This window comes from Coprococcus eutactus, from assembly GCF_001404675.1.
GTDB lineage: Bacteria > Bacillota > Clostridia > Lachnospirales > Lachnospiraceae > Coprococcus > Coprococcus aceti.
This window is the reverse complement of the sequence record NZ_CYXU01000002.1, coordinates 286,677-309,209: the sequence shown is the minus strand read 5'-3', so window position 1 is coordinate 309,209 and position 22,533 is coordinate 286,677. Positions and strand designations below refer to the sequence as shown.

The 22,533-nt window shown below is 45.6% G+C and carries 19 protein-coding genes; 5 read left to right on the top strand and 14 right to left on the bottom strand.

The window, feature by feature from the left end; all coding sequences use genetic code 11:
* Nucleotides 1-158: 158 nt before the first annotated feature.
* Nucleotides 159-410, bottom strand: coding sequence for a hypothetical protein (locus ARA78_RS05710; RefSeq protein WP_055222234.1), 252 nt, complete (start codon nt 408-410; stop codon nt 159-161).
* 13 nt (nt 411-423) lie between these two features.
* Nucleotides 424-669, bottom strand: coding sequence for a hypothetical protein (locus tag ARA78_RS05705; RefSeq protein WP_158564584.1), 246 nt, complete (start codon nt 667-669; stop codon nt 424-426).
* A 288-nt stretch (nt 670-957) separates the two neighbouring features.
* Between ARA78_RS05705 and ARA78_RS05700 the strand changes: the two genes are divergently transcribed.
* Nucleotides 958-1,299, top strand: a complete 342-nt coding sequence (locus ARA78_RS05700; protein ID WP_242849668.1) for a helix-turn-helix domain-containing protein — start codon at nt 958-960, stop codon at nt 1,297-1,299.
* Between the two features lie 321 nt (nt 1,300-1,620).
* Here ARA78_RS05700 and ARA78_RS05695 read toward each other — a convergent pair whose 3' ends face one another.
* The 3 genes from ARA78_RS05695 to ARA78_RS05685 all read right to left on the bottom strand — a co-directional run bounded on the left by ARA78_RS05695 (nt 1,621) and on the right by ARA78_RS05685 (nt 3,427).
* A complete protein-coding gene (locus tag ARA78_RS05695) occupies nt 1,621-2,241 on the bottom strand; it encodes a flavodoxin family protein (RefSeq protein WP_015534585.1) in 621 nt (206 codons plus the stop codon).
* A 48-nt stretch (nt 2,242-2,289) separates the two neighbouring features.
* Entirely contained in the window at nt 2,290-2,436 is a 147-nt protein-coding gene (locus tag ARA78_RS05690; protein WP_156329402.1) for a hypothetical protein, read from the bottom strand.
* Nucleotides 2,437-2,572: 136 nt separating this feature from the next.
* Complete coding sequence (locus ARA78_RS05685) at nt 2,573-3,427, bottom strand: helix-turn-helix domain-containing protein (RefSeq protein WP_055280167.1); 855 nt, start codon at nt 3,425-3,427, stop codon at nt 2,573-2,575.
* A 293-nt stretch (nt 3,428-3,720) separates the two neighbouring features.
* On the opposite strand from ARA78_RS05685, the gene ARA78_RS05680 reads away from it, so the two are divergent.
* Nucleotides 3,721-7,173: a glycoside hydrolase family 2 TIM barrel-domain containing protein gene (locus tag ARA78_RS05680; RefSeq protein WP_055280165.1), complete on the top strand. Its 3,453-nt coding sequence runs from the start codon at nt 3,721-3,723 to the stop codon at nt 7,171-7,173.
* 137 nt (nt 7,174-7,310) lie between these two features.
* On the opposite strand, the gene ARA78_RS05675 is transcribed toward ARA78_RS05680, so the two are convergent.
* The 6 genes from ARA78_RS05675 to ARA78_RS05650 form a co-directional block, all read right to left on the bottom strand.
* On the bottom strand, nt 7,311-7,955 hold the full coding sequence (locus ARA78_RS05675; RefSeq protein WP_055280163.1) for a phosphoribosylanthranilate isomerase: 645 nt from the start codon (nt 7,953-7,955) through the stop codon (nt 7,311-7,313).
* A gap of 51 nt (nt 7,956-8,006) precedes the next feature.
* Entirely contained in the window at nt 8,007-9,371 is a 1,365-nt protein-coding gene (locus ARA78_RS05670) for an ATP-binding protein (RefSeq protein ID WP_055280161.1), read from the bottom strand.
* A 174-nt stretch (nt 9,372-9,545) separates the two neighbouring features.
* The gene (locus ARA78_RS05665) at nt 9,546-9,950 is read right to left on the bottom strand and encodes a hypothetical protein (RefSeq protein ID WP_330375981.1); all 405 of its coding nucleotides are present in this window, start codon (nt 9,948-9,950) and stop codon (nt 9,546-9,548) included.
* A gap of 109 nt (nt 9,951-10,059) precedes the next feature.
* Nucleotides 10,060-12,324: a 5-methyltetrahydropteroyltriglutamate--homocysteine S-methyltransferase gene (metE, locus tag ARA78_RS05660; protein ID WP_055147442.1), complete on the bottom strand. Its 2,265-nt coding sequence runs from the start codon at nt 12,322-12,324 to the stop codon at nt 10,060-10,062.
* Nucleotides 12,325-12,549: 225 nt separating this feature from the next.
* Complete coding sequence (locus ARA78_RS05655) at nt 12,550-13,602, bottom strand: LysR family transcriptional regulator (protein WP_055147439.1); 1,053 nt, start codon at nt 13,600-13,602, stop codon at nt 12,550-12,552.
* Nucleotides 13,603-13,606: 4 nt separating this feature from the next.
* Entirely contained in the window at nt 13,607-14,497 is an 891-nt protein-coding gene (locus ARA78_RS05650; RefSeq protein ID WP_015534579.1) for a LysR family transcriptional regulator, read from the bottom strand.
* A gap of 203 nt (nt 14,498-14,700) precedes the next feature.
* On the opposite strand from ARA78_RS05650, the gene ARA78_RS05645 reads away from it, so the two are divergent.
* The 3 genes from ARA78_RS05645 to ARA78_RS05635 all read left to right on the top strand — a co-directional run bounded on the left by ARA78_RS05645 (nt 14,701) and on the right by ARA78_RS05635 (nt 17,572).
* Nucleotides 14,701-15,462, top strand: a complete 762-nt coding sequence (locus tag ARA78_RS05645) for a DUF4866 domain-containing protein (RefSeq protein ID WP_055280157.1) — start codon at nt 14,701-14,703, stop codon at nt 15,460-15,462.
* Nucleotides 15,449-16,816, top strand: coding sequence for a threonine/serine ThrE exporter family protein (locus tag ARA78_RS05640; RefSeq protein WP_055280155.1), 1,368 nt, complete (start codon nt 15,449-15,451; stop codon nt 16,814-16,816). The genes ARA78_RS05645 and ARA78_RS05640 overlap by 14 nt, the downstream gene beginning before the upstream one ends.
* Before the next feature lie 84 nt (nt 16,817-16,900).
* Complete coding sequence (locus ARA78_RS05635; protein WP_015534577.1) at nt 16,901-17,572, top strand: YoaK family protein; 672 nt, start codon at nt 16,901-16,903, stop codon at nt 17,570-17,572.
* A gap of 122 nt (nt 17,573-17,694) precedes the next feature.
* Here ARA78_RS05635 and hydE read toward each other — a convergent pair whose 3' ends face one another.
* From hydE to ARA78_RS14225, 3 genes are all read right to left on the bottom strand, one after another.
* Complete coding sequence (gene hydE / locus ARA78_RS05630; RefSeq protein ID WP_156329399.1) at nt 17,695-18,873, bottom strand: [FeFe] hydrogenase H-cluster radical SAM maturase HydE; 1,179 nt, start codon at nt 18,871-18,873, stop codon at nt 17,695-17,697.
* 103 nt (nt 18,874-18,976) lie between these two features.
* The gene (locus ARA78_RS05625; RefSeq protein WP_015534575.1) at nt 18,977-19,651 is read right to left on the bottom strand and encodes a YkgJ family cysteine cluster protein; all 675 of its coding nucleotides are present in this window, start codon (nt 19,649-19,651) and stop codon (nt 18,977-18,979) included.
* 31 nt (nt 19,652-19,682) lie between these two features.
* Complete coding sequence (locus tag ARA78_RS14225) at nt 19,683-22,520, bottom strand: ATP-binding cassette domain-containing protein (RefSeq protein WP_055280153.1); 2,838 nt, start codon at nt 22,518-22,520, stop codon at nt 19,683-19,685.
* Between the last annotated feature and the right edge of the window lie 13 nt (nt 22,521-22,533).

The window sequence follows — 22,533 nt, the reverse complement described above, 5'->3', positions numbered from 1 at the left end:
ACATTATTACTGTATGCTAACCAAAAGTAAATCAATGCCATCAGCATATTCTTCTAAAAATCAGCAGGCGTCTGTGCGCAAAATTCTCCAATATGGTGAGCCTGTGATCGTCATCTGTGATATTCCAGAATATAAGTGCTGACACATATTACAAATTCCTACTTTCTTTTCCACCTAATTATCATCATAATAATAGATGCACATACGCACAATCCCCCTACAGCAAATGCCCCAACAGCTATTTCCTGCCACATTTGTGCATTATACAATTCTACCCCCGTAACTATTATGCAAATACCTAATAATGCCATTGCCGTAATCACCAAAGGCATCTTTTTAGTCGCTATACCAACTATTGATACAAGGACTGCCACAACTCCGATGGCAGCCACAACAATTGCCATATTCATATTTTCTTCTCCTCTACTTCTTTTTTGACGGAACCTTTATCGATGTTTGACACGCGACATAGCTCGCACCAGTATTTTTCATTGCTATGTATCTTGTTGTGGTACTCCAGCCATCGTGGACCACCAAAAACGTATACACCTTTCCCGTTCTCATATTCTTATATTCCTTATAACCTACCACTGCAACAGTATGATTATAATAGTATCCATTTGCAATAGAAAACATACACGGATTTCCACTGTCAATTTGTTTCTTCAAAGTTGAATATGTCCACATATAGTTACTGTTTCCAGTGCCTGAAGAATAACCAAATCCCTTTTGCCACGTCCTTTTCACCAAGTTATTATTTTTATTAACTGGCAATCCCCTTTTCTTTGTATAGCCAACATTACCAGAATTAGTCTTATTTTTTCATTGTGTTTTATCCCCCTCTTTAATTATATATAAGTTCAGATCAACTTAGTTTGTAATTCAATAATGTAGTATATCTATATTGATGTCAACAAATTATTTTGCTAATATGTTCAGTTACAACGACATCTCTATATGCCAATGAAGGTGGAGGAGCTGTCTGACTACGTTGGAATCAACAGAAGCTATTTCTCCGACCTGTTCAAGCAGTACACCGGGATGAGTCCTGTGAAATACCTGCAGAATTTCCGCATAACAAAAGCCCAGCATATGCTTACCATATCTGAGCTTTCTATAGAAAGTATTGCATTTTCATGCGGCTACCAGTCCGCCGAGGCTTTCCACAAAATATTCCGAAAAACAACCGGCGTGTCGCCTAATGCCTACCGGCAGGAAAAGCGCCAGAGAACCATCTCCAGCCAGGAAACCATGAACAATAACCGGCCGGATTATATCGAGACGGACGACGAGCTGTGATCTTTACAAGGCCACAGCTCGCTTATCATTTTGACATATTCTATTTATCATAAGCACAATATAAACGCAATTACATGAATCACCAGATCATTGTCGGATGCCACATTATCAGCAATAACAAACACAAACCAAATCTCCTTTGAATCAAACGCATTTATATTTTAAAAAGTGTTAGCAGTAGAATACTTACCATTTCCATACCTTGACTATAGTTCAAGAGATTACATATGTAATCTCTCTTTCTACCATTAACACTATGTTCTGATTTAGGTTAAACTCAATCTTTGTCATTTGCTTCACGATATTATAATCTTTACTAATTTATCTTATAAAGTTCGTCTGGTTGCCTCTCTCCGTGTCAGGGAGTGCAACACCTGCTGCCTTGCCGGCTTCAAAGCATTTGAGCATCCATGCAAGGTTCTTAGCAAGATTCCTCATGGTCTGCATACCCTCCGCATCCAGCTCAGCCTCTCCAGGCACGCGTCCGTGTACAAGATTCCAGTATGTAGAGCCAGCCACCGGCATCTGTGATATTCCAAAGTATTTATTCATCACATCGAATGATGCTGATGTTCCGCCACGTCTTGCAACTGCCACAGATGCACCCGGCTTGAATGCAAATGCACGGCCGCTGCTGTAGAATACTCTGTCAAGGAATGACTGCACACGTCCGCTTGGATGAGCATAGTATACAGGTGTTCCAAATACCAGTCCGTCTGCTTCCTTTGCCTTGGCAACGAACTCATTTACCTTATCGTCATCAAACACACAGCCTTTTTCCGTACACTGTCCACAGCCTATGCAGTCTCTCAGTGGAGCTGCTCCGATCTGGAATATCTCATAGTCTATTCCCTCTTTCTTGAGCTGCTCGCCTACCTCGTAAAGTGCACGGTATGTATTGCCCTGCGGCTTCGCGCTTCCATTCAACATTAAAACCTTCATATTCAGTTCCTCCAATCATTTACACCACTATTTATATGTAACTGTCGATTACTTATCAGCAGTTCTCTTTTCTTTTATATATTTGACTAAAAATATTATCGCCAGTACAAGCAAAACGCTGACACAGAATACCATCATGCCCAGGGAATACACTGACTTTTTTATCAGCTTAGCCACCACAAATACTATAGCCAAAATTACAAATAATATTGATTTGTATAAATTGCTGCTCACGTTTTATCCCTACATGTTAATTTCCACCGCCACACACACATGGCAGTTTCTTCTATATTATATATACACTTATTGATAAATTTTTTCCAGTTATTTGTCAATGTCTGAGCGACTTCCTATACTCCATAGGTGACATACCCTTTTCCTTCTTGAATACTCTGCTGAAGTAGAGCGGATTATCGTATCCAACTATCTTTGCTATCTCCGTCATGTTGTAGTCCGAGCTCTCGAGAAGCATCTGGGCGTTGGCTATACGCTTTGACATAATGTACTGTGTGGGCGTGGTGCCGATGCGCTGTCTAAAGTTCCGTATGAACCAGCTCACGCTCATGTTATGCTCATTTGCATAACTTTCCACCACTATCTCTTCGTTATAATGCTCTCCCAAATATGCCGCCGCACGGTCCATCTCCTCTGCCATGGCCGAAAAGGTTTTTGAATCATCCTGCTCCTGCTGCCTGTGAGCTGAGATAAGCATCTGTCTGAATATGTATTCCAACATCTCCTCATAGTCATCCCGGCAGAGCTGTAGCTCCTGTATCATTTGCCTGAACAAAATTCTGTACTCAGCATGGTCTCCACCATAGAACATATTCACATCGTCATTTATTCCGTACCGCCTGAGTGTCTGCTTCACCTCTCCCCCGGTGAAATGCACCCAGAATACTTCCGTGTGTTCTTCCCCGTAATACACATACCTCTGCATCTGTCTTGGTCTGTAGATAACCATATTTCCGGGGCAGGCAATCATATCCTTTCCGTCTATCTCAAAATGTGCTTTACCCGCCGCCACGTATATTAGCTGATAATCTTTTCGCCCTTTTGGTCTGTAGGTTGTAAACTCCTTCTGCGTATACAGCTTGTAAGTTCCGCAGCTTGTGACTATGAGCGGTCTGCTCTTGTCCACTATGTCGAGCAGTGAGTTGTGAAGATATGCTGAGTTTGTATACATGTGTGGATCCTTTCTATATGGCAAATTACACTATTATTTCACTATTTTTACACTATTTTGAAGCGTGTGCAGGCACATCCTGTATGCTTTATACTTTTTCTTTTGTCTGTTCAGAGACTTCACCCTGCAAGCGGACTTGCAGGGTGCGGCATATCCGCCTTATAAAACTAGAATGTGCATATTTTGTCTCATTATATGTATGGACTTTTCATGTGCCGTTATCTTATAATATATCTAACAAACTACGAATATACAACGTTTTATATATTAAATTAACCACAGGAGGTATTGTTATGATCATTCCGCGTCACTACGAAAATCTGCATATTCTGCATGAGAACACCATGCCGGATAGGAATTACTATATTCCTGCTGGGAAGGCATACAGCACATCCCTTGATGCAAGGGATCACTCGGACAGAGTACAGTTTCTGAATGGAACCTGGAAGTTCCGCTACTACGACAGCATTTACAAGCTTCAAGACGAATTCTACAGTGAGGGATATGATATATCCGGTTTCGATGATATTCCGGTTCCATCAGTATGGCAGATGCACGGATACGACTATCATCAGTATACCAATGTCAGGTATCCATTTGCATTTGACCCACCTTATGTTCCAAAGGACAACCCATGCGGAGCATATGTGACCGACTTCGACTACGATCAGAACGAGGACGCGCCACTCGCGCACTTGAACTTTGAGGGTGTAGATTCCTGTTTCTATGTATGGCTCAACGGCAGGTATGTTGGCTACAGCCAGGTATCCCATTCGACCAGTGAATTTGACATAACCGAATTCATAAGAAACGGCTCCAACAGGCTCTGCGTGCTGGTCCTCAAATGGTGCGACGGAAGCTATCTTGAGGATCAGGATAAGTTCCGCATGAGCGGTATTTTCAGGGATGTATATATCCTGAAACGCTCTGAGGGTGCTGTATACGACTATTTCATAAAGACCAGCTGTGACGATATAACGGAGCCAACTAAGGCAGATGTAACCATAGACTTCACAGCATTTACAGAATATTCCTGCGTTAAAGACCGTTTTTCATCAAAACCAGAAACAGTAGTTGATAAAGGCGCTGATTCAAATGTTGATATTGAAGTTACTATTCTGGACGCCGATGGCAGCATATGTTCATCAGGCTGTGTAAAACGTGAAATTTCCGCTCAGAGCGATGCCAATACCAATGCAGCCGAGATTAAAACCACAGCCAGCTCCAGCAGCATTACTTTGTCGATTGACTCCCCTGTGCTGTGGAATGCAGAAAAGCCATATCTCTACACTGTCATCATAAGATGCGCCGGTGAGGTCATCACTGACAGGATAGGAATCAGGGAGATAACGATAGAGAATAAGATCGTGTACATCAACGGCATGCCGATCAAGTTCCATGGAGTGAACAGACATGATTCCGACCCTGTGACCGGTTTTACGATCAGCAGAGAACAGATCATCAGGGATATGTCTCTCATGAAGCGGCACAATGTCAACGCCATAAGGACAAGCCATTATCCAAATGTTCCTTATTTCTATGAGCTCTGCGACGAATATGGATTCTATGTGATAGACGAGGCTGACATAGAGGCACATGGTCCAAGTGAATTGTTCTATTCTGATAATAATTGGGATAACAAGGCAGCAAGGTGGAATGAGCCGATCGCCAACAATCCTGAATTCTGTGAATCCATTCTTGACCGCATCAGGCGCTGCGTCATCAGGGACAAGAACCGTGCCAGCGTAGTCATCTGGTCCATGGGAAATGAAAGTGCTTACGGCGTGACATTTGAGGAGGCTCTGGCATGGGTCAAGTCCTATGACAGCTCCCGTCTCACCCACTACGAGAGTGCCCAGTATACAGACGGCAAGAGAAAATACGATTACAGTAATCTGGATCTCTACAGCAGAATGTATCCATCCATATCCGAGATGGCTGAATATATAGATGGTGATGGCGACAAGCCTTACATCCTGTGTGAATATTGTCATGCCATGGGCAACGGCCCTGGAGATCTGGAGGACTACTTCCAGTTCTTCGACAGCCATGAGACCACCTGTGGCGGTTTTGTATGGGAGTGGTGCGACCACGCCATATACAGGGGCAAAGCGGCAAACGGCAAGGATATGTACGCCTACGGTGGAGACAGCGGTGAGACTATCCACGACGGCAACTTCTGTATGGACGGTCTGGTGTATCCGGACCGCAGACCACACACAGGACTTCTTGAATTCAAGAACATCAACCGCCCGGTAAGGATCACTGGATATGATGAGACAAATGGAGTTTTGACTCTGCACAACTACATGGATTTCACTGACATCAAGGACTACCTCACAATGAGCTACGAGGTTATGCGAGATGGTCAGGTTGCCGCATCCGGGGATATCGACACGCCTTCCATAGCTCCTCACAGTGTCGGAACTATCCGCCTGAGCCCTGTTACAAATATACAGAAATCATTGTCAGACTTATATGCAGCAAGTCATGCTGACATTTCTGGCAGCTCAGATGTTACTGATCGTTCAAGTGTTGTTGAATGTTCAGATGTCGCCGATTGCACAAAAGATATTATTACACACAGAATGTTTCTCCGTGTGATATATAAGGCAGCTTGTGACAGTGCATTCGTAAAGAAAGGTGATGTGTTGGGATTTGACGAGATAGAACTTGCCACACAAAAACAGAACGCAGACAAGGTCCTGGATAAAGCATCGTCTTTGGACAAGGCGCAGAATTTGGCGGAACAATATCTGACTACTCAGGATACAGCTTCTGCCCATCTTCATGTATCGGAAAGCGACACAGAATTTGTTGTCAGCGGAAGTAATTTTGAATATATATTTGACAGAAATACAGGAAACTTTACGGACATTGTGGTTGATGGTCAGGAACTTCTATCTGCACCGTGCGACAAGACTATCTGGCGCGCACCTACGGACAATGACAGAAATATAAAGAACGAGTGGTTAAGAGCCCACTATGACATGATATCCGAGAGGACATATGAGACTGGCTGCATTATAAAAGATGGATGTGCCGTGATATCGTGCACGTCAAGCCTCTCAGCACCAACGGTACAGCCTGTTCTGAGGATAAACGCTGAATGGATAATAACACCTGAAGGAACTATAAAATCAAAAATGCATGTAAAGAAAAATGCTGAATTCCCTACGCTCCCAAGATTTGGCGTGAGGATGATTTTGAGAGAAGATATGCGAAATGTAAATTATATCGGTATGGGTCCATATGAAAGCTACGCAGACAAGCACCATGCAAGCTGGCATGGCTCATTTTCTGCATCCATTGACGAGATGCACGAGGACTATATCATGCCACAGGAAAATGGAAGCCACTTTGACTGTAGCCTTGTTCAGGTCAGTGCCCCTGGAGCAAGCGACGAGTCTGGCAGGAATAGCTCCGACAAAAATAACTTTGTCAACGGTTCATCATATCAGAGCATTTGCAATGCGCAGACAGCCGAAACGATCGCAGCTACAACAGCCCACAGCATAACCGTGACATCCGCTGTGCCATTTTCAATGAACGCCTCGCCTTACACCGCAGAGGAACTCACAGTGGCAACCCACAACTACGAGCTGCCAGAGAGTGACAAGTCCGTCCTGTGCATAGACTATCGCCAGAACGGAATCGGCTCCAACAGCTGCGGCCCCGAGCTTGATGAGAAATACAGATTTGACGAGGATGAGTGGGAATTTGGATTTACCATGCATGTGAAATAGATACAAAATTATCGCTAAATTAAGTTTATCTCATGAAAAAGGACAAAGCCTCCAAACTTTGTCCTTTTTTCCGCTTATATGAGTATTTAGATACAATTTTGTATCTTTTTCACCATTTTGGCTGTGATTAGCGAGAATCAATTATCAGATTTACCCGAAATCTGCCAAGCAGCGGTATTCCTCTTCATCCGGCGCATCTTCTCCGGATCCTTGCCCGATTTTTGGACGCCACCTACCACATCGTACTCTATGCCAGATGACACATCGACTACGTCGGGATGCACCTGCTCTATCGCCCGCCGCACATTGTCCGTCGTGAGACCTCCGGCAAGCACAAACAGCCTTCCATCTCTGTCGATATCCGTCAAACTATTCCAGTCAAATGTCTTGCCGCTTCCAGGTTCACCGGCATCGAACACGTACCCTGTAACATTTGAGATGCTCTGATAATGTGGGTACATATCCATATCCTTCACATTGAAAGCCTTCCATACCGGCAACTGTGAACCTTCAATAAGCTCGTCATTGACCTGACCATGAATCTGTATGACATCAAATCCCAGCTCAGCAATCTCTGCAATCTGCTCCGCATCCGGGGATACCACCACTGCAACCTTCTTCACATCTTTCCTCAGTTCTTCAAGCAACCTGCGCGCAGTCTCCGCACTGACATTTCTCTTTGATTTCGGGAAATACATCACCATTCCTATATAATCAGGTCTCACCTCATTCACCGCGGCCACATCGGCCGGGGTCGTGATTCCGCACATCTTTATCTTCATGCTGTCTCTCCTATTTTTTAACATCGGCTCGTCAACAGGCGAAAACTGATGCTACATATCCTTATCGAACGTCAACCCTGATAGGTCAAGTTTATATATCGTGTCAGCCATCTTTTCGTTTTCCAGAAACATCATCATATATATTGGCAAATATACTTTTTTGCCGCTGACCTCTACGTTTCTCTCCGAAAAAACATATGCATATTCTATTCCGTAATTTTCATCAGCCAAGACATTGCACAGCGCAGAGTGTCGTTTGTAATCCTTACCCGATTTTATCTCCAGTGGAACTACTTTACCATTCAGTTCTATTACAAAATCAAGCTCACCCTGCTTTTTGCTGTTAAAATAATATTCTTTATGACCTTTGCTGAGTAGTTCCTGGGAAACCACATTTTCAAATAGCGCACCATTGTTTATAGACTTTTCTTTATTCAGTATCGCCATTTTCACCTGATCCGAATACCTACTTGTCAGCAGCCCTACATCGGAGAAAAATAGTTTAAAGAGATTCCTATTCTCACTGATCACAAGCGGAAGTTTCGGCTCACTTATATTGTAGACCGGTATCGCAACCCCAGCATCCTTAAGCCACAGAAAATCATTTGCAACCCTATCATAACTGAGGCCTTTACCTATACTATTGATCTGGAATCGTTTATTTTTCTGATCAAGCTGTCCCGGCATAACATCATATATCTCCTGCAGTTTCAGCTTGTATCTTGTCTCATACTTTGTAAAATCACTCTTGTACAATCTAACTATCTTTTCATGTACCTCCGCTACCTTCGCAAGATCATTTGTCTCCACATAGGTATTGACCGCCTCCGGCATTCCGCCCACGATAAGATACAGATTAAATACATCAAGCATTTTTTCATGTACAAACGAATCAACAGGCAGCCTCTGCGTAAAGCATTCCTTCAGTGTGTCGATCACATTCTGATTCACACCAACAGAAACCATAAATTCGTGCAGATCCATCGGATACATATCACATACACGCAGATATCCAACCGGCGCAGATCTGAGATCATTCAGCTCTACGCCCAAAAGCGAACCGCTCATGATATACCTGTAGCTTTCATCTTCCACCAGAAACTTCACTCTTGTCACTATATCTTTAAACTCCTGCACCTCATCCAGAAATATGATCGTACGGCCTTTCTCAAGAGGCTGTTTTGTCACCAGACTAAGTCTCATAAGCAGATCCTTTGCATCTCTGGCACCGCCAAACAATGTGGCAAGCTCCGGCTGGTCAATAAAATTCAATTCCACATATGGCACTCCACTTTCCCTGAGGCATTCTTTTATAAGATATGTCTTACCAATCTGTCTCGCTCCCGTTATGAGCAAAGCGTCTCTGCCGCTCTGAATCCATGAATCTATATATTTTTTTGCCGATCTTTCCAGCATAAAATCACCCCACGTACTGCATTTGCAACTTTTCTATCCCTATGATATCAATTTTTTGCAACTTTTCCAACCTTTTCGCGGTGATTTTCGCAACTTTTCCAACCTTTTTTCGGCAGATTATGCAACTTTGCGAGCTTTAGTAACAATTTTCTTTTATTTTACGGCGGGTCCTCCTTATGAAAATATCTGTCCGGGCAGTGTCTTTTTCTCTTTATATAGAAACTGCCTGTCGAATTCTTCCACAGCCTTTTCGTCCACGAAATATCCTTCTGGCGGAGCGTACTCACCCGTGACTCCATCAAGATATCCGGAAATCAGCTCCTTGCAGAGGAAAAACGATGCATCCTCCCCCTCATCAAGTCCATGATAGCGAATGCCAAACTCGCTTGCCGGTCTGAATCCGCTTTTGCCATAGAAATCAATATTCCCCTCAAAGCATAGTGCTCCGCAGCCGAGCTCTGCAGCTTTCTGCAACGAATAATCCAGTTCCGGGACAAATGCACCGTCTTTTCTCAGCTGATTGAGTACATAGTGTTCCTGGCAGCCGGGACGATACACATTCCAGAAACTGTCCCGCACCAGATTCTTGACTTCCCGGTATTCATCCTCTTTCTCCAGCCGTATAACCAGATCATCATTATGACTGACTTGCGTAATATTTATGTGAATTTGTCAAGCATTTTATATATTATTTTCTCACCTGTCTGGCAGCCTCAACCATATTTCTGAGGCTGGCGTCAGTCTCAGGCACACCTCTCGTCTTAAGACCGCAGTCCGGGTTGATCCAGAGCTTATCCCTGCCTATCTTCGTGAGCATGACATTTACCGCCTTCACGATCTCTGCCACAGATGGAACTCTCGGGGAATGAATGTCATACACTCCAGGTCCCACCTCTGTCTCGAAGTTGTTCTCCCTGAGAGAATCCAGGATCTGCAGATCGGATCTTGACGCCTCAAATGTGATCACATCCGCGTCCATATCATCTATAGCAGGTATGATATCCGTAAATTCACTGTAGCACATATGTGTGTGTATCTGTGTCTCAGCCTTCACACCGCTGTGTGTCAGACGGAATGCAGGTATCGCAAAATCAAGGTACTCCGTATACCAATCAGATTTTCTGAGTGGAAGCTTTTCTCTGAGTGCAGCCTCATCTATCTGTATCATCTTTATTCCATGCGCCTCCAGATCCAGCACCTCATCTCTGATTGCAAGCGCTATCTGTGATATAGATTCCTTGATTGATATATCCTCCCTTGGGAATGACCAGTTGAGTATCGTCACCGGACCGGTCAACATTCCCTTCATGATCTTGTCTGTGAGCGACTGCGCATATACAGACCAATCAACCGTGATCGGCTTTTTGCGGTATACATCACCCCATATCACAGGCGGCTTTACGCATCTCGTTCCATATGACTGTACCCATGCTTTCTCAGTGAACAGGAATCCGCCAAGTGCCTCACCGAAATATTCAACCATGTCATTTCGTTCATACTCGCCATGCACAAGCACATCCAGTCCGATGTCCTCCTGCCACTTTACACATTCCTTTATCTTTCCCTTTACAAAGTCCACATATTCCTGCTCAGATATCTCTCCCTTTCTGAGCTGTGCTCTCTGTGACTTCACATCCTTAGTCTGTGGGAATGAACCTATAGTGGTTGTCGGAAGCTCAGGAAGTCCAAATTCCTTCTTCTGAAGTGCCTGCCTCTCGCTTCTCTTCGGAAGTCTTGCATAATCTGCCTCAGTCACTGCCGCAAGCCTCTGTCTCACCTCGTAGCTGTTGCAGTCTCTTGTTCCCGCAAATAACTCCTGATTCTTGTGGTATGCCTCAAGCTCTGTATAGTTATAACTCTCGGCAAGTGCCGCAAGCTCCGAGAGTTCAATAAGTTTCTCCTCCGCAAATGCAAAGAACCTCAGATAGTCCTGTGACAGCTTCGTCTCTTGCTTAAGTGTGTATGGCACATGAAGCAGTGAGCATGATGTAGACAGAACCACATCTATCTTCTTATCGCGGAGCTGCCCTACTACCTTGAGAGTCTTGTCGTAATGATTTCTCCATATATTTTTGCCATTTACCAGGCCGGCAAAAAGTACCTTATCCCCAGGGAAGCCGTATCCGTCTATAAGCTGACCGGTCTGTTTGCCCTCTATAAAATCAAGGCCTATTCCGGCAAATGGCATATTTATGATATCTTCATACACATCCCTCACATCACCGAAGTATGTCTGGAGAAGTATCTTACAGTCTGCACGATCTGCAAATACCCTGTCATACACCCTGTGGAAAAGTGCCTTATCATCGTCATCCATATCTCTCACCAATGATGGTTCATCAAATTGCAGCCACTCCACATTCTCTTCATCGCACTCGGCGATGAGCTGTCTGTAAGCCTCTGCCACATCATCAGCAAAGTCTTCTGCATTCTTTGATCCCACATATCTGCAGAGCTTAAGCATTGTGTACGGTCCTATAACCACAGGCTTTGTCTTGATCCCCAGTTCCTTGGCCTCCTCGTATTCACCTGTAAGTTTCTCGCAGTCAAGGCTTATCACTGTGTCATCCTCTATCTCCGGAACTATGTAATGATAGTTTGTGTTAAACCACTTCTTCATCGCAAGAGCCTTCACATCCCCGGATTCTCCCTGATACCCCCTTGCCATGGCAAAGTACGTGTCAAGCTTTGAGACATTTAGCTCTCTGTATCTCTTTGGCACAATTCCGAGAAGAACTGCTGTATCAAGCACTATATCGTAAAATGAAAAGTCGTTGCATGGAATAAAGCCTATCCCTGCTGCCACCTGTGTCATCCAGTGTCTGTGTCTGAGATCCGCTGCAATTCCTGTAAGCTCCTGCGCCGTTATCTCATGTCTGAAATATTTTTCAGATGCAAATTTTAACTCTCTTAATGTTCCCACCCTTGGAAATCCTATAACCGATGTCTTCATCATATCCTCCTGTAATTTCATGCGTCTGCTCCACAAATTTTCGTAAGGAGGACCCGCTTGCGGGAGATTCCTTGCGTAGTACGCAGACGCCGTGCGAAGCGCCTTTCATGCGTCTGCTCCACATTATATAAAGACATCCCTCACTTGTATAATACATAAAAATATAGCGTGAATATAGTTTTACGCTATATCCGCGCTATATTTATATCTTGTATTCTATGTCAGCTATGTGGCTTTAACCCTTCTCATATGTTCCGCAGCCTTCTCCGTCACATCTCCACAGGCAGGCTCTCCGTCATCCCTCATCTCATTGAAGCGCCCTCTGCGCTGGAGCTTTCTCTGAGGAATTTTTACTGAATCCTCCGGCTCGTCACTGCCAGCCGTGAGATAATTTGCCAACGCACCGAGATAGGTATTTCCAAGTCTGCTGAGGATCGCCTTTCTGTGGACGATATAGCCAATCCTCATATCGCTCTCATCTGCCAGCGGCACCGATATAATGTCCTTGCCGTTCAGCTTTTCATCTATGACACCGCTGCACACAGTATATCCATTCAGGCCTATCAGCAGATTGAACAGTGTCGCTCTATCCCTGACTCTTATATTTTTCTTTCTCTCCGTTGTGGAGAATATTTCCTCCGAGAAGTAAAAAGAGTTGTGCTCCCCCTGCTCAAATGACAGATATGGATACGCCTCCAGTTCTTCATTTGTTATGATATCATTCTTCGCCAATGGATGCTTTCTGCTTATGAACACGTGAGGCTTTGCCACGAACAGCTCATGAAATTCCAGGTCATTTGCCCGGAGGATCTTGTTCAGCACCTTCTCATTGAAGTCATTCATGAACAATATTCCGATCTCGCTTCTCATCCTGGCGACATCATCTATGATCTCATAGGTCTGTGTCTCCCTTATGCTGAAATCATATTCGTCCTGTCCATACCTCTTTATCAGGTCAACAAATGCATTTACCGCAAATGAATAATGCTGGGTGGACACGCAGAAGCTCTTCTTGCCGCCATCGTCCCCCTTGTATTTGTCCTCAAGGACCTTCGCCTGCTCAAGCACCTGTCTCGCATAGCCGAGGAAGACCTCGCCCTCTATGGACGGACTTATTCCCTTATTTGACCTGTTGAATATATTTATCCCCATCTCTTTTTCCAGCTCATGGATGGCATTTGTCAGGCTTGGCTGGGATATATACAGCCGGTTCGCTGCCTCGGTGATCGTGCCCGTATCCGCAACCATCACCACATATCTAAGCTGCTGAAGTGTCATATTCTCACCTGCTTTCTACTATTATTTTCTTGAACTGCTTTGCTGCCTCATTCAGCGGGTGCAGGCAGTCATACACAAGACATACATTCCTGTCCGGAAGCTTTTCCTCAAGTGAAAGCTTTACAACCTCTTTGTTCTTTACTGCCTCCCTCGCCATCAGTTCCGGTATAAATGCAAGTCCAAGCTCACACTTCACAAGTGGCAGTATCTGATCCGTGGTGGCCGCCTCTGTGTCCGGCGCAAGCTCCACGCCATGCTCCCTGAATATTCTGTCGTAGAATCTGAATGTCATAGTCTCCCTGCCTAGACAGATCATAGGATAGTTCCTCATCTCCGCAATGGACAGTTTTTGCTTTTTAAGTGAAGAAAATGTCGTTCCGCCGATAAGTATCTCACGATATGACTGCAGCACGATCTTCTTGAGAGGAGCCTCCACATCAGCCGGAGTTGTAACTACTGCAAAGTCTATACTTCCATTCTTCACTTCATCCACAGCCTGAGGTGTAGAATGGTTGTATATCTTGAGATTTATACCCGGATACGCCATGTGAAATGCCCGCAGTCTGTCCAACAGATATATATTTAACGCCGTCTCACTGACACCTATCGTTATACTTCCGTGAGTGAGATTCTCACCATCTGCCAGCTCATCCTCCGCCGTCAGAAGCTGTGACATTGCAGCCTCCACATATGAATAGAGCTGTTCCCCGTCTCTTGTGAGCTGTACACCCCTGTTTGTCCTGACAAATAGTATCCTTCCAAGCTGCTGCTCCAGGCAGTTCATCGCCCTGGTCACATTTGGCTGACTGTTTCCAAGAACCTTTGCGGCTTTGGTAAAGTTATGATATCTCGCAACATAATAAAATATCTTATAATACTCGAAATTAACGTTCATAATCTATTGTTAGCCACAGACTATATTACATGTCTGCTATACTCCCTTTCTTAAAATTATTTTCCATGCAGCATCCCCGACATATCATTTTGTTATCACTGCCATATCAATTATGATTTTCACTTATTGCTACTCCAATAGTATAATCTAACCAGATTTAAATGACAAGACAGCATTTATCATATGAAAGGATGCGCATATCTATGGAAGAAAAGACCATTTTCCCAAGGGAAGAAAAATCAGAAATATTATTTGAAAAAATCCTCAGGGATCCCTGGGCATGTGAAAAGCTCATGGACACATTCTGTAATTACCTGTTCTGCAATGATGACTTCGACTGCAATCTTTCACCGGAAGAATTTACAAAATCACTGCTCTCAGCTTATCTGGACAGAGATATGTCGGCATTCCTCATGTCCATCTGCAACAATACCATGTTCGATCTGCTAAGGAATTCCTACCTCATCCCATATCGCTTCAACGCCGATGGCAAGACCAATCCTGTCATCATGACCGGTGAGCACGGCGAACTTCTGCCTGAATTCAGAAACTCTGTAAGAGAAAAGGATTATCAGCACTTTCACGATATATACACACATATGACACACAACGAGAATATGTATCTTGCAAAGGCGTACAGATACAGCCATGAATACACTTCTGACAATATGGAAGTCGGACAGAAGATCCTTGAGGAGTGCACTGGAGTCCTGCTCATCAGAGAGCTGCCGGACACGGTAAAGCTCAAGGAAACCGAAGCTGAGGCATACTGTGCTGTGTGGGACATCATGGTTGAACTGGAGAAGAATCTTCCCATGGCATTTGTATTCTACGGTCAGGATACTTTGGACAAACAAGGCATGCGATATGACGAGCTTGGAATATTCCTGCCGGATTCACTGCTCATGAAGAATCTGGAAAGACACGTTGCGAAAGCCGAGGCGATCATATATGCGGAAAAGTAAGAATGCAAAAAACGCAAATGCAGAATCGTACATAGACATTATGGAGAAAAATCACATGGAGATCCCATGGCATGACTACGCCAGTGCCGACAGCAATGTACTCATATGCAAGGCAGGTCTGATTGAAAAGGCTTCTGTCATAGGCAGAGTCGGTCTTATCATGCTCTCATGCGGAACAGGTGCATGGCGTGTCCGTACTTCCATGAACAGGCTTTCCAAAGAACTGGGTGTCACATGTACCGTCGATGTCGGACTCATGTCCATAGAATTCAACTGTTTTGACGGTCACGACTGTGTATCACAGTCCCTGTGCATCGCCAATACAGGCGTGAACACCTCAAAACTCTGCAGAATGGAGCAGTTTGTTGACAATTTTCCAAATGAAGAGGCGCATCTGACCGGTGAGGAAATCCATCAGAGACTTGATGAGATAGAAAAAATACATACCTTGTACTCTCCTCTCCGTCTCGGACTTGCCTCTGCCCTCGCTTGCTGTGCCTTCACATTTCTTCTAGGCGGCGGGCCTGTAGAAATGATGCTGGCATTTGTCGCAGCTGGAATTGGAAACCTCATAAGGACAAAGCTTATCAAACACCATTTTACTTTATATATGAACATAGCGGTATCCGTGTCAGCCGCTTGTCTTGTGTACGCACTGCTGCTAAAGGCCGCTGAACTGGCATTCCATATACCCGCCTTCCACGAAGCCGGATATATCTGCTCAATGCTGTTCATCATACCGGGTTTTCCATTCATCACCAGCGGCATAGACCTTTCAAAGCTGGATCTGAGATCAGGACTTGAGAGGCTTACATACTCGATCATCATTGTGCTTGTGGCAACGATGTTCGCATGGATCATGGCGCTTCTGCTGAAGCTTCACCCACAGGATTTTGTAGCACTCGACATAACACCAGGACTTCATCTGGTATTCAGATTGATTGCCAGCTTCTGTGGTGTGTTCGGATTCTCCATCATGTTCAACAGTTCCATACACATGGCCGCCACAGCCGCTGCCATCGGTGCCATAGCCAACACTCTCCGTCTTGAACTGGTAGATCTTGCCGGCATCCCTGCAGCTGCCGCCGCATTTGCCGGAGCCCTCACGGCCGGACTGCTCGCTTCATTCATCAAAAGCACCAACGGTTATCCGCGAATCTCTCTGACAGTCCCATCCATAGTCATCATGGTTCCAGGGCTTTATCTTTATCGTGCAATATACAACTTTGGAATCATGTCACTTTCCGATGCCGTGTCCTGGTTTGCAGCTGCCATCATGATCATCATAGCCCTGCCACTTGGACTGATATTTGCAAGGATCCTGACGGACAAAACCTTCAGGTACTGCACCTGATCCCCAAATGGGGACAGGCACCTCCGTCCCCCAGATGGGATCAGCGCCTGAATGTCAAATCTACAACCAAGGAGTATATGAACCATGAAGTTTTATCCACATAGACAAATGTCAGAATCTTTCATCACTGCGGCCTTCCTGTCAGTATCAGGAGGTCTGCAGGATGCATATACCTATATATTCAGAGGAAAGGTATTTGCAAATGCACAGACAGGCAACATAGTTCTTCTCGGTCAGAATCTTGTAGACCGAAACTGGAGAATGTGTGTACACTATGCCGTTCCTCTATTATTTTTTGCGCTTGGAATTGCTGCTGCCGAGTGTATAAAACAGAAATTTCAGAATATGCAGCAGTTTCACTGGAGACAGATCGTTGTATTGTGTGAGATTTTTCTGCTTCTTATCGTGGGATTTCTTCCCATAAAACTCAATCTTCTCGCAAATGCCATGGTTTCATTTTCATGTGCCATGCAGGTTCAGGCATTCAGGAAGGTCAACGGCTACGCATTTGCCAGCACCATGTGCATTGGAAATATCCGAAGCGGCACAGATGCCCTGTGTGCATACTTCAGAACAAAGGACAGGAACACACTGTTCAAATCCCTATGCTACTGGGCGATCATCCTGCTATTCGGAATCGGTGCCGCTGTGGGCGGTCACTTCATCCGTATATTTGATATGAGGACCATCTGGTTCTCCTGCTGTCTGCTGTTCGTGAGCTTTCTGTTCATGTTCATCAAGGAAGAGAGAGAGTAAAAATGAGCTTACGCGAGTCCTCAAGGAGCAGACGCATGAAAAGGCGCTTCGCGCGGCGTCTGCGTGATATATCATCAAGCTTTGCTTGATGACCTACGCGCACATCAGTGCGCTTCCAGACATCATAAGGGATCTCCTCTATCGACAACTACCTGGAATCCGAACGCCTCTGCGCGCCTGTCAAGGCAGCCGCGGCACTGAGCTGATTCCTCCCCCGTGCATATCTTGTTGTCGTAGAGCTCGTATTTCTTTCGGACAGACACAGGAGACAGATTCGGCATGACCACATTCGCACCGTGCATAAACCCACGCTCCCTGCCATCCGCCGCTATCGTTCCGAGAGATGTGGTGGATGGTATGAGTGCCTTCGGGAACATCAGTCTCAGCAGGCTTATCATCACCAACGTCTGCCTGACCGTTCCCTGCTTCATCTTCGCAAATGGCGTCTCCTTGTGAGGAACATACGGCCCGATTCCTATCATCTGTGGCTGCAACTTCGCAAGGAAATGCAGATCCTCAGCCAGATTCACCGGCGTCTGATACGGCGATCCCACCATGAATCCGCTTCCCACCTGATATCCAAGACTTTTAAGATCGTACAGACATCCGACTCTGTTGTCATAGCTCATCGAATCCGGGTGTAATCTTTCATAATGCACCCTGTCCGCGGTCTCATGTCTCAGAAGATATCTGTCCGCCCCGGCCATCCGCCACAGCCTGTAAGTCTCATATGGATGCTCGCCAAATGACAGCGTGACAGCACAGTCCGGATATCTCTCCTTGATGCATCTCACAATGTCAGCTATAGCCTCATCCGAAAAGCCTCCGTCCTCGCCTCCCTGAAGCACAAATGTGCGAAATCCCAACACATATCCCTCATCGGCGCAAGCCAGAATCTGATCCTTTGTCAGACGGTATCTGTCAACGTGGCTGTTGCTCTTTCTGATACCGCAGTAGTAGCAATCATTCTTGCAAATGTTCGTAAACTCGATAAGTCCTCTTATATATATCCTGTTGCCAAAACTCTGATGAGCCAGATCGTAAGCCTTCCTTCTGAGATACTCAAAGTCACTAATGCCGTTCTGAAGGTCACTGGAATCACCTGACATCTTCACATTCTGGGGGGATTCTTCCAGACTTTGCCCATCCATCATCTTCATTTTTACATTTGACGCAGCCGTAACATCCTCTATCCGTGACAGCACTTCTATAGCTTCAGCCAGTTCATTGACTCCCGGCAGTTCACCTCTGCCCTGTCCATATTCAAATGTCTTATCTATGATATCTCTAACTTTTCCCATATAAACTCTATACCCTGTTTTTACATTTATAACTCTGTATGATCAAGTGACTTCCGATACAAGGTAAACAAAATTACATCCAGATACTCCATTCCATCCCTTTCTACTCCGTCATACACAGCAGACTCCTAATGTGCGCAAGTCTGGCATCAAACTGATCATAGAAATCCTTCTCCGCATCATACATTCCCACATACATAACCTGCAGCACCAGCATGGTCTGATTTCTCGCTGTCTCATCCTCGCCAGCGCGCATATACTCGATCAAGTTTCTCTGCATGTCCTTCTGGAACTTGTGCCAGTCATTTATATATTTCGTGTACCGCGGCAAGTCCTCTGTATCTATCCATTTCGACACCTTGACCTTAGTCCTGCCCGCGCGCTCACACTCATGTATCTGCAGGATGTATCTGAATCCGTCATCGGTGTAATATCTGCCAAGTGGAAAGAGTCTACAAAAGCCAGGTCTCGCGCTATGGATGCTGCATCTGCCCTCATCGTTTAAGAATGGGCACTTATCCGCCGTCATCCTTATATTTGGAAGCACCAGACCATCCACCACATTGACCTCAAGCTCCTTTTCAAGCAGCTGCGTAAAGTTCTTGCCGGTCTCCTTACAAAGTCTCATCACGTCCAGTGGATCAAGGATGATGGAACTCCCCATCCCTGTGCAGCAGGCATGGCACCCCTTGCACTCATCGCAGTACGCCTTCACCATATCATTCGCATCGTATAATCTTCCATCTGAGATATCTTCCAGTTTCTCATTTCTTATCATAGCAGTAATCCTCAATCATTTTATTATTTGTCTACAGAACACCATACTTGATCCGCACCCTGTCAAGCTTCTCAAGAAATGGTCTTGCCAGCAGCCACAGGAATATCACCGTTGCAGTTCCATGCACCACGTCAAATGGGAATCCCGTCACATATGACGCTATGATCATGCTCCTGTTCACAGCCGGCTGCCAGATTATCACCGACGCCGGATTCATTATTCCGCCGTATATCAGGATACAGATAAGTGCACCGAATATGCACAGTCCAAGCTTTGTCGTGTTCTTTGTCCGCACTCCGCTTTTGGAGAAGAAGAGTCCCGCCATGAACCCCACCAGTCCCATGGCAAACATCTGCCACGGAGTCCACGGGCCCTGCCCCATCAGAAAATTAGACACTAACATGGACATTGCGCCGACCACAAATCCTCCTTCGCAGCCAAATGCCACTCCGGATATGATCACTATGGCCATGGTCGGGCTGAAGTTCGGGAGCATGAAGAATGCCGCCCTGCCCGTGACGGCCAGAGCACACATAACCGCCAATATGACTATATCCCTTACCTTGGGCTTTCTTCCCTCAAATGATACGAAGAACGGGATCATTGCCTCTATTATAATCAGCAGAGATATAAAATAATATTTTTTGTCTCCAAGTCTCTCGCATCCAAACCATATCGTAAGTGGAATCACAACGAGCATAGCCACTATACTTAATATCGTTCTCCTGACGGATCTGTGACCGGCAGCTTCCATGACGATATCCTCGTTCTTCTTTCTGGTGACAGGTCTTATAGCAAGGAGCAACCCCGCTATGGCACATATCATCACTCCATACATAGCCAGATATTTCCATCCCTTTGACGTGATGGTCATCCCTCTCTGCACAAGATCTGCCAGATTGGACTGGGCCATGGTCTGCCAGAAGCAGAATATGATGATCACCGACGTGACAGATATCGTGAGTATCTGCCACCATTTCAGGGGGGCCGTCTCCCGCTCCTTCGTCAGCACAATATCTCTGGTTATTTCAGCGTCAGGAATCCTGTTATCATCATCCACATCTGCATCTTCACATCTGGGCTCACGTGAGTCACCACCAGAGCTGCCTTCCCCTCCGGCTTCGCTGTCAGAAACGCCATATGCCCTCAATATGTCGGTCACAGTAACAGCACCATGAAGTATTCCCTGGGAGATCCTTGCCGCCGCAGTGGTGAAGAAATTGTTGCCCGCCAGATATTCCTGTACACCGTTCACTGTAGCAAGCTCGCCATCGAACAGCAGCGCTATGCGGTCTCCCGCCACAGCGCAGAATTCCACATCATGACTCACCACCACTATGGTCTTGCCATGTCGCTGCAGATCTCTGAGCATACACTTGAGTTCTGCCTTGAACCCATTATCAAGCCCCTTTGTCGGCTCATCCATGAGCAGAATATCAGGATCATACAGAAGTACCTTTGCAAGTGCCAGCCTCTGCTTCTCTCCTCCTGACAAATCGTAAGGATGTCTGTCCATCAAATGCTCCAACTTACAGAACCTCACTATGTCCACCAGCTTTTTTCTGTCACTTGCGTCCACCAGTTCTTCCCGTACAGAACGTCTTGTGAAAAGAAGCTCCGGGTTCTGTGGGAGCATGCCCACACTTTTACCCTGTTTTATCTTTATTCTTCCACGGTACGGCTTATTTACCCCCGCTATCAGGGAGAGCAACGTCGACTTGCCGCATCCGTTGCTTCCATTTATCATAAGTATCTCATTATCGTATATGTCAAGATCCAGACCGCGAAGTACTTCTTGCGAACCCTTGTCGTATCTGAAGTGAACCTCATCTATCCTGACTGCCCAGGACTTGTCCTGACGATTCGCAATTTTTCTTGTAGTTTCTACAGCACCATGGTCAGTTTTCTGACCATCTGCCTCCCTAGCATCCCCTTCATCCACCAGCACATACCCAGGCGCAACCTCATGCCCCGATTCCCTGTACTTACTGTCAAACTGTGACAACCAGTTTCGCCCCTCCGCTACGGTCACCGGAGATTCATCCGAGCCATCAAGCCCCAGATACACCTGGACAGCCGCCGGCATGGAGAGATACAATCCATTTCTGTTTATACCTTTTTCCCTTAACCTCTGTCCTTCATTTTTCAGGGTGGCAGCTACCTCCTTGACAGTTCCTTGACACAGCACTGTGCCTTCATCCATGACCACCGCTCTGCTGCACACCGGAAGCACCTCCTCCAGCCTATGCTCAGTCATGATGATGGTCGTGCCAAGCTCCCTGTTGATTCTCACAAGACATGCCATGAATTCATTCGCAGCTATCGGATCGAGCTGGCTGGTTGGTTCATCCAGTATCAGCACCTCCGGAGACAGAGCCATGACCGACGCAAGATTCACCATCTGCTTCTGTCCGCCAGACAGCTCTGCGACACGCCTGTGGAATATCCCGGATAACCCGAAGAATGAACACATCTCCGCAACGCGTCGTCTGATATATCCATTATCGTATCCCAGACTCTCCAATCCAAATGCCAGCTCATGCCACACTTTATCAGTGACAAGCTGTGCATCGACATCCTGCTGTACAAATCCGATCTGCCTTGCTGATGTCCGGTCATCCATCTCCTCCAGGCTTCTTCCTTTGAACTCTATCTTCCCGGACGATCTTCCGTGAGAAGCGATACTTGTCTTCAACTGCCTAAGAAGTGTGGTCTTTCCACATCCGGAACTTCCCAATATGACCACGAATTCCCCCTGTCCCACTGATAGTGTCACATTTTTCAATGCATCAGGCAAATATCTCTCGCCCGAATCATCATTGCTATCGGGATATGCAAATGTCAGTTCTTTTATATCTAATATATTCACCGCTTCTCCTTTG

Coding starts and splice junctions, on each gene's coding strand:
- ARA78_RS05710 (WP_055222234.1), bottom strand. CDS start 410: ATGAATATGGCAATTGTTGTGGCTGCCATCGGAGTTGTGGCAGTCCTT.
- ARA78_RS05700 (WP_242849668.1), top strand. CDS start 958: ATGCCAATGAAGGTGGAGGAGCTGTCTGACTACGTTGGAATCAACAGA.
- ARA78_RS05695 (WP_015534585.1), bottom strand. CDS start 2,241: ATGAAGGTTTTAATGTTGAATGGAAGCGCGAAGCCGCAGGGCAATACA.
- ARA78_RS05685 (WP_055280167.1), bottom strand. CDS start 3,427: ATGTATACAAACTCAGCATATCTTCACAACTCACTGCTCGACATAGTG.
- ARA78_RS05680 (WP_055280165.1), top strand. CDS start 3,721: ATGATCATTCCGCGTCACTACGAAAATCTGCATATTCTGCATGAGAAC.
- ARA78_RS05675 (WP_055280163.1), bottom strand. CDS start 7,955: ATGAAGATAAAGATGTGCGGAATCACGACCCCGGCCGATGTGGCCGCG.
- ARA78_RS05670 (WP_055280161.1), bottom strand. CDS start 9,371: ATGCTGGAAAGATCGGCAAAAAAATATATAGATTCATGGATTCAGAGC.
- metE (WP_055147442.1), bottom strand. CDS start 12,324: ATGAAGACATCGGTTATAGGATTTCCAAGGGTGGGAACATTAAGAGAG.
- ARA78_RS05655 (WP_055147439.1), bottom strand. CDS start 13,602: ATGACACTTCAGCAGCTTAGATATGTGGTGATGGTTGCGGATACGGGC.
- ARA78_RS05650 (WP_015534579.1), bottom strand. CDS start 14,497: ATGAACGTTAATTTCGAGTATTATAAGATATTTTATTATGTTGCGAGA.
- ARA78_RS05645 (WP_055280157.1), top strand. CDS start 14,701: ATGGAAGAAAAGACCATTTTCCCAAGGGAAGAAAAATCAGAAATATTA.
- ARA78_RS05640 (WP_055280155.1), top strand. CDS start 15,449: ATGCGGAAAAGTAAGAATGCAAAAAACGCAAATGCAGAATCGTACATA.
- ARA78_RS05635 (WP_015534577.1), top strand. CDS start 16,901: ATGAAGTTTTATCCACATAGACAAATGTCAGAATCTTTCATCACTGCG.
- hydE (WP_156329399.1), bottom strand. CDS start 18,873: ATGGGAAAAGTTAGAGATATCATAGATAAGACATTTGAATATGGACAG.
- ARA78_RS05625 (WP_015534575.1), bottom strand. CDS start 19,651: ATGATAAGAAATGAGAAACTGGAAGATATCTCAGATGGAAGATTATAC.